Origin of the sequence: Streptomyces sp. SPB074, assembly GCF_000154905.1 — a bacterium.
Taxonomy (GTDB): Bacteria; Actinomycetota; Actinomycetes; order Streptomycetales; family Streptomycetaceae; genus Streptomyces.
On sequence record NZ_GG770539.1, the window covers coordinates 5,733,080 to 5,738,086 of the forward strand.

Genomic DNA, 5,007 nt, shown 5'->3' on the forward strand with positions numbered 1-5,007 from the left:
GGACGAACCTCTGGTGTGCCAGTTGTTCTGCCAAGGGCATGGCTGGTTGGCTACGTTCGGGAGGGATAACCGCTGAAAGCATCTAAGCGGGAAGCCTGCTTCGAGATGAGTGTTCCCACCTCCTTTGAGAGGGTAAGGCTCCCAGTAGACGACTGGGTTGATAGGCCGGATATGGAAGCCCTGTGAGGGGTGGAGTTGACCGGTACTAATAGGCCGAGGGCTTGTCCTCAGTTGCTCGCGTCCACTGTGTTGTTCCCAGACAACGAACAGCGTTGTCGGTTTGAACACCACTTAATTGAAAAGTGTGCTTGTTCGCTGACCCTGTTCAGCTCCGCACCCCGTGCGGAGAGTCTGAAAGGGTTTCGGTGGTCATAGCGTGAGGGAAACGCCCGGTCCCATTTCGAACCCGGAAGCTAAGCCTCAAAGCGCCGATGGTACTGCAAGGGGGACCTTGTGGGAGAGTAGGACGCCGCCGAACAATCTTTGGAGGACCCTTTGGTCCCGGCGTACACGCTGGGACCAAGGGGTCCTCTCTGTTTTCGTACACTTTTTCTGTAGGACCATCGCTCATCAGGTTTGCGGTGGCAGTCAGTCCCGAGGAGTTCCGCATGTCCCCCAACCCTTCCGACGAGCGTCCCGAGCGCCGAGGCCGCGACCGGGACGGCGGTGAGCGGGGCGGACAGCGCGGTGGCTTCCGCCGTGACGGCCAGCGCGACGGCCAGCGTGGCGGTGGCTTCCGCCGTGACGACCGCGGCGACCGTCCCTCGTTCCGGCGTGATGATCAGGGTGGGCGTCCGCCGTTTCGCCGTGACGACCGTGACGCCCCCCGTCGCGACGACCGCCGCGATGACCGCGGCGGATTCCGCCGTGACGACCGGCGTGACGATCGTGGCGGCTTCCGCCGTGACGACCGCGACGACCGTGGTGACCGGCGCGATGACCGTCCCCCGTTCCGTCGCAACGACCGCAGCGACCGGCCCTCGTTCCGCCGTGATGATCAGGGTGGGCGTCCGCCGTTCCGCCGTGACGACCGTGACGCCCCGCGTCGCGATGACCGTCCCTCGTACCGTCGTGACGACCGCGACGCCCCGCGCCGTGACGACCGGCGTGACGATCGTGGTGGGTTCCGTCGTGACGACCGTGGCGAGCGGCCGTCCTTCCGGCGCGACGACCGTCCGGCCCCGCGCCGTGACGACCGTCGCGATGACCGCGGTGGGTTCCGTCGTGACGACCGTGGCGAGCGCCCCTCGTTCCGGCGCGACGACCGTCCGGCCCCGCGCCGTGACGACCGTCGCGATGACCGCGGTGGGTTCCGCCGTGACGACCGTGGCGAGCGGCCCTCGTTCCGGCGTGATGATCAGGGTGGGCGTCCGCCGTTCCGCCGTGACGACCGTGACGCGCCGCGTCGTGACGATCGTCCCTCGTACCGTCGTGACGACCGCGACGCCCCGCGCCGCGACGACCGACGCGACGATCGCGGCGGGTTCCGTCGCGACGACCGGCCCCGGCGTGATGACCGGGGTGGCTTCCGCGGAGGCCGCGACGGGCGGCCCTCGGGGGGGCCGCGCCGGGACGACAGGCGTGATGACCGGCGGGGCGGCGGCTTCCGGGGCCGGGACGACCGCGGGGGCCGGGACCGCCGTGACGACCGTGGCGGCTACCAGGGGGACCGGGACCGGGAGCCCGTCAAGCGGCTGCCGATTCCCGACGAGGTCACCGGCTTCGAGATCGACGGCGCGGTGCGCCAGGAGCTCATGAGCCTGCCCAAGACCCTCGCCGACGACGTCGCGCGCAACCTCGTCATGGTCGCGCAGCTCATCGACGAGGACCCCGAGAAGGCGTACGGGTACGCGAAGGTCGCGCTGCGGCTTGCCTCGCGCGTCGGCGCCGTGCGCGAGGCCGCCGGCTTCGCCTCGTACGCGACGCAGCGCTACGACGAGGCGCTGAAGGAGTTCCGTACCGCGCGCCGCATGTCGGGCAGCGTGGAGCTGTGGCCCGTCATCGCGGACTGCGAGCGCGGGCTCGGCCGGCCCGAGAAGGCGCTGGAGATGGCCGGGGCCCCCGAGGTGCACAAGCTGGACAAGGCCGGTCAGGTCGAGATGCGGCTCGTCGCCGCAGGCGCCCGTCGCGATCTCGGACAGCTCGACGCCGCGATCGTGACGCTCCAGAGCCCCGAGCTCGCCTCGAACGGCGTCCACGCGTGGACCGCGCGGCTGCGTTACGCCTACGCCGACGCGCTGCTCGCGGCGGACCGCACCGAAGAGGCCCGCGAGTGGTTCGCGAAGGCCGTCGAGTCCGACAAGGACGGAACGACCGACGCCTCCGACCGGCTCGCCGAGCTGGACGGCGTCGAGTTCACGGACGCCTACGAGGGCGACACGGAGGGCGACGAGGAGGCCGGCGCCGCCCAGGACGCCGAGCCGGAGGACGTACGGTCCGAGGACACGCCTGGCGCGGACGCCGCGCCGCGTGAGGTGCGGCAGGACGACTGACGACGCGACTTTTCGTGTCGCTGTGACGGAGCGGGCGGTGCCTCTCGAAAGGGGGGCACCGCTCGCTTTCGTATGTCCGTGGCCGCCCGGACGGTCAGATGGTCAGATCGCGGAGGACCAGACCCGTCGCCGGTTTCGGGCCGAAAGAGGTGGACTTGCGGGGCATTCGTACGCCCTGACCGGCCAGCTCTCGTACGACCGACTCGGGGACGGGGTGGAGGAGGACCGCCGTGCCGCCCGTGCGCGCGGCCTGTTCGGCGACAGCGGCGGCGTCGTGCAGGTAGCTGATCGAGCCGGGGGCGTCGGGCACGCGCCACAGGTGGCCGAGGAGGGTCGTGTGCAGGATGGTCGCGTCCAGGGAGCGCCACGCGGGCGGCTGGTTGCCGGGGACGGTGCGCGCCAGGAGCGCGGGATCGGGCCGGTCGGCGAGGTGGAACGTGTCCCCGTCTGTGAGGAGGAAGGCGTTGCCGTCCTCGGCGGCGTCCGCGAGTGCCTGGCGCGCGTGCGGCAGCGGACCGTCCACCTGGCGTACGCAAAAAGTACCGTCGAGGGCCGCGAGGGCCTGCTTGAGAGGGAGTTCGGGCACCAGGCGATGGATCGCGCGTACCCGCAGCGGGAAGCGCGCCGTGTCCACCAGGAGGACGAGGCCCTCGTCCCAGGGACCGGGGGAGGGGGGCTGCCGCCTCAGCCGCAGGTACGTGGCCCAGCGGTGGTGGCCGTCCGCGATGAGCGCCTGGCGCTCCAGGAGATCGGCGCCGACCTCCGCGATCGCGGCCGGGTCGGTCACGGCCCACAGCCGGTGTGCGAAGCCGTCCTCCGTGGTCGTGGCGAGGAGCGGCGTGGTCCGTACGGCGTTCTCGATGACCCGTGCCGCACCGGGCCCCTCCTCCTCGGGACCCTGGTACGTGAGAAGGAGCGGCTCCAGGTTCGCGGCGGTCGCGCGGAGGAGATCGGCCCGTTCGGCCACCACCTCGGGAATGACGTCCTCGTGCGGGAGGACGATGCCCTCGGACGGCTCGGAGAGGCGCAGGGCGCCGATGATGCCGCGCTGGAGGATGCCGTCGCCGCGTTGCTCGTACACGTACAGCGCCGGACGCGGGTCGACGGCGAGGATGCCGTCCGCGAGCCAGGCGCGCAGCGTGCGTGCGGCGCGTTCGTCGCGCACGGCAGTGCTCTCCCCCTGCGGGAGGATGAGCCGGACGATGTTGAACGGGTCGGCGTTCTCCAGGTGCAGCAGGCCGTCGGGGCGTACGACGACGTCGTACGGCGGTGAGGTGACGGCGGCGAGCGAGCGCACCCGCTCCGCGACGTAGCGCACGCCGCGGAAGGGCGACAGGCGCAGTCCGTTCTGCTCGGTGCCCGGAGAAGTCATCCGTGCATCGTATGCGCGCGGCCGAGTCAGGCGTCGAGCGGTGCGCGGCCAGGGCATCGGGGATGATCGGTAAGACGGATGATCGTGCGATCGCGCGACCCTGTGGACGAACGCCGAGCGAGGAGTGCCGCACCATGACCGAGGATGCCCGGACCGCGACCGGAGCGAGTGAGGAACGGCTCGACGCGGTGTACGACACGGCGCTGCTCGACCTGGACGGGGTCGTGTACGCGGGCGGCGAGGCCGTGGCGCACGCCGTGGACTCGCTCGCCACCGCGCGCGAGGGCGGGATGCACCTCGCGTACGTCACCAACAACGCGCTGCGCCCGCCGTCGGCGGTGGCCGCGCACCTCTGCGAGCTGGGTGTGCCGGCGGACGCCTCGGACGTCATCACGTCCGCGCAGGCCGTCGCGCGGCTCATCGCGGACGAGCAGGCCGAGGGCGCGCGCGTGCTGCTCATCGGCGGCGAGGGGCTGCGGCAGGCCCTCGTGGAACGCGGCCTCGTACCCGTCGCCTCGGCCGACGACGCGCCCGCCGCTGTCGCCCAGGGCTACGGCGGCCCCGACTTCCCGTGGTCGCGCTTCGCGGAGGCGGGCTACGCGGTACGGGCCGGGGTGCCGTGGTACGCCTCGAACACGGACCTCACGATCCCGAGCGGACGCGGCATCGCGCCGGGGAACGGGGCGGCCGTCGAGGTGGTGCGGATGGCCTCCGGCGGTGAGCCGAAGGTCGCCGGCAAGCCGCTCCCGCCGATGCACCGGGAAACGATTCTGCGGACAGGGGCGAAGCGCCCGCTCGTCGTCGGGGACCGGCTGGACACGGACATCGAGGGCGCGCACGCGGGCGGCGTCGACTCGCTGCTCGTGCTCACGGGCGTGACGGACGTCGCGGCCCTGCTCCGCGCGGTCCCGGAGCACCGGCCGACGTATGTGGGGCGCGACCTGCGGGAGCTGCTGGTGCCTCACGAGGCGCCGCGCGCGGAGGACGACGGCGCGTGGGTGTGCGGCGCGGCGCGGGCGCGGGTCCGTGATGGGGAGCTGGTGCTGGAGATGGACGGTGCGGGTGCGGGTGACGGGGCGGGGGGCGTGATGCTGGATGGGCTGCGGGTGGCCTGTGCGGCGGCGTGGAGTGCTGGGGGAGGGG

The 5,007-nt window shown here is 72.0% G+C and carries 4 protein-coding genes, 1 rRNA gene and 1 other annotated feature (1 of these 6 running past the window's edge); of the genes, 4 read left to right on the forward strand and 1 reads right to left on the reverse strand.

The window, feature by feature from the left end:
- Window positions 1–217: a sequence feature (23S ribosomal RNA rRNA prediction is too short), on the forward strand; it begins 137 nt to the left of the window's first position.
- Between the two features lie 144 nt (window positions 218–361).
- The 3 genes from rrf to SSBG_RS33820 all read left to right on the forward strand — a co-directional run bounded on the left by rrf (window position 362) and on the right by SSBG_RS33820 (window position 2,492).
- Window positions 362–478: ribosomal RNA gene (gene rrf, locus SSBG_RS24270) — 5S ribosomal RNA — on the forward strand.
- A gap of 263 nt (window positions 479–741) precedes the next feature.
- A complete protein-coding gene (locus SSBG_RS33815) occupies window positions 742–1,758 on the forward strand; it encodes a hypothetical protein (protein ID WP_199781405.1) in 1,017 nt (338 codons plus the stop codon).
- Window positions 1,740–2,492: a hypothetical protein gene (locus tag SSBG_RS33820; RefSeq protein ID WP_008748713.1), complete on the forward strand. Its 753-nt coding sequence runs from the start codon at window positions 1,740–1,742 to the stop codon at window positions 2,490–2,492. Before SSBG_RS33815 ends, SSBG_RS33820 begins: the two co-directional genes overlap by 19 nt.
- Before the next feature lie 94 nt (window positions 2,493–2,586).
- On the opposite strand, the gene SSBG_RS24285 is transcribed toward SSBG_RS33820, so the two are convergent.
- A complete protein-coding gene (locus SSBG_RS24285; protein WP_008748714.1) occupies window positions 2,587–3,864 on the reverse strand; it encodes a DUF1015 family protein in 1,278 nt (425 codons plus the stop codon).
- A gap of 134 nt (window positions 3,865–3,998) precedes the next feature.
- On the opposite strand from SSBG_RS24285, the gene SSBG_RS24290 reads away from it, so the two are divergent.
- A partial coding sequence (locus SSBG_RS24290; protein ID WP_078491404.1) for an HAD-IIA family hydrolase occupies window positions 3,999–5,007 on the forward strand: 1,009 nt, incomplete at its 3' end.

Bases quoted from the DNA above. Each gene is read 5' to 3' on its own strand.
- SSBG_RS24285 (WP_008748714.1), bottom strand. From the start codon at position 3,864: ATGACTTCTCCGGGCACCGAGCAGAACGGACTGCGCCTGTCGCCCTTC.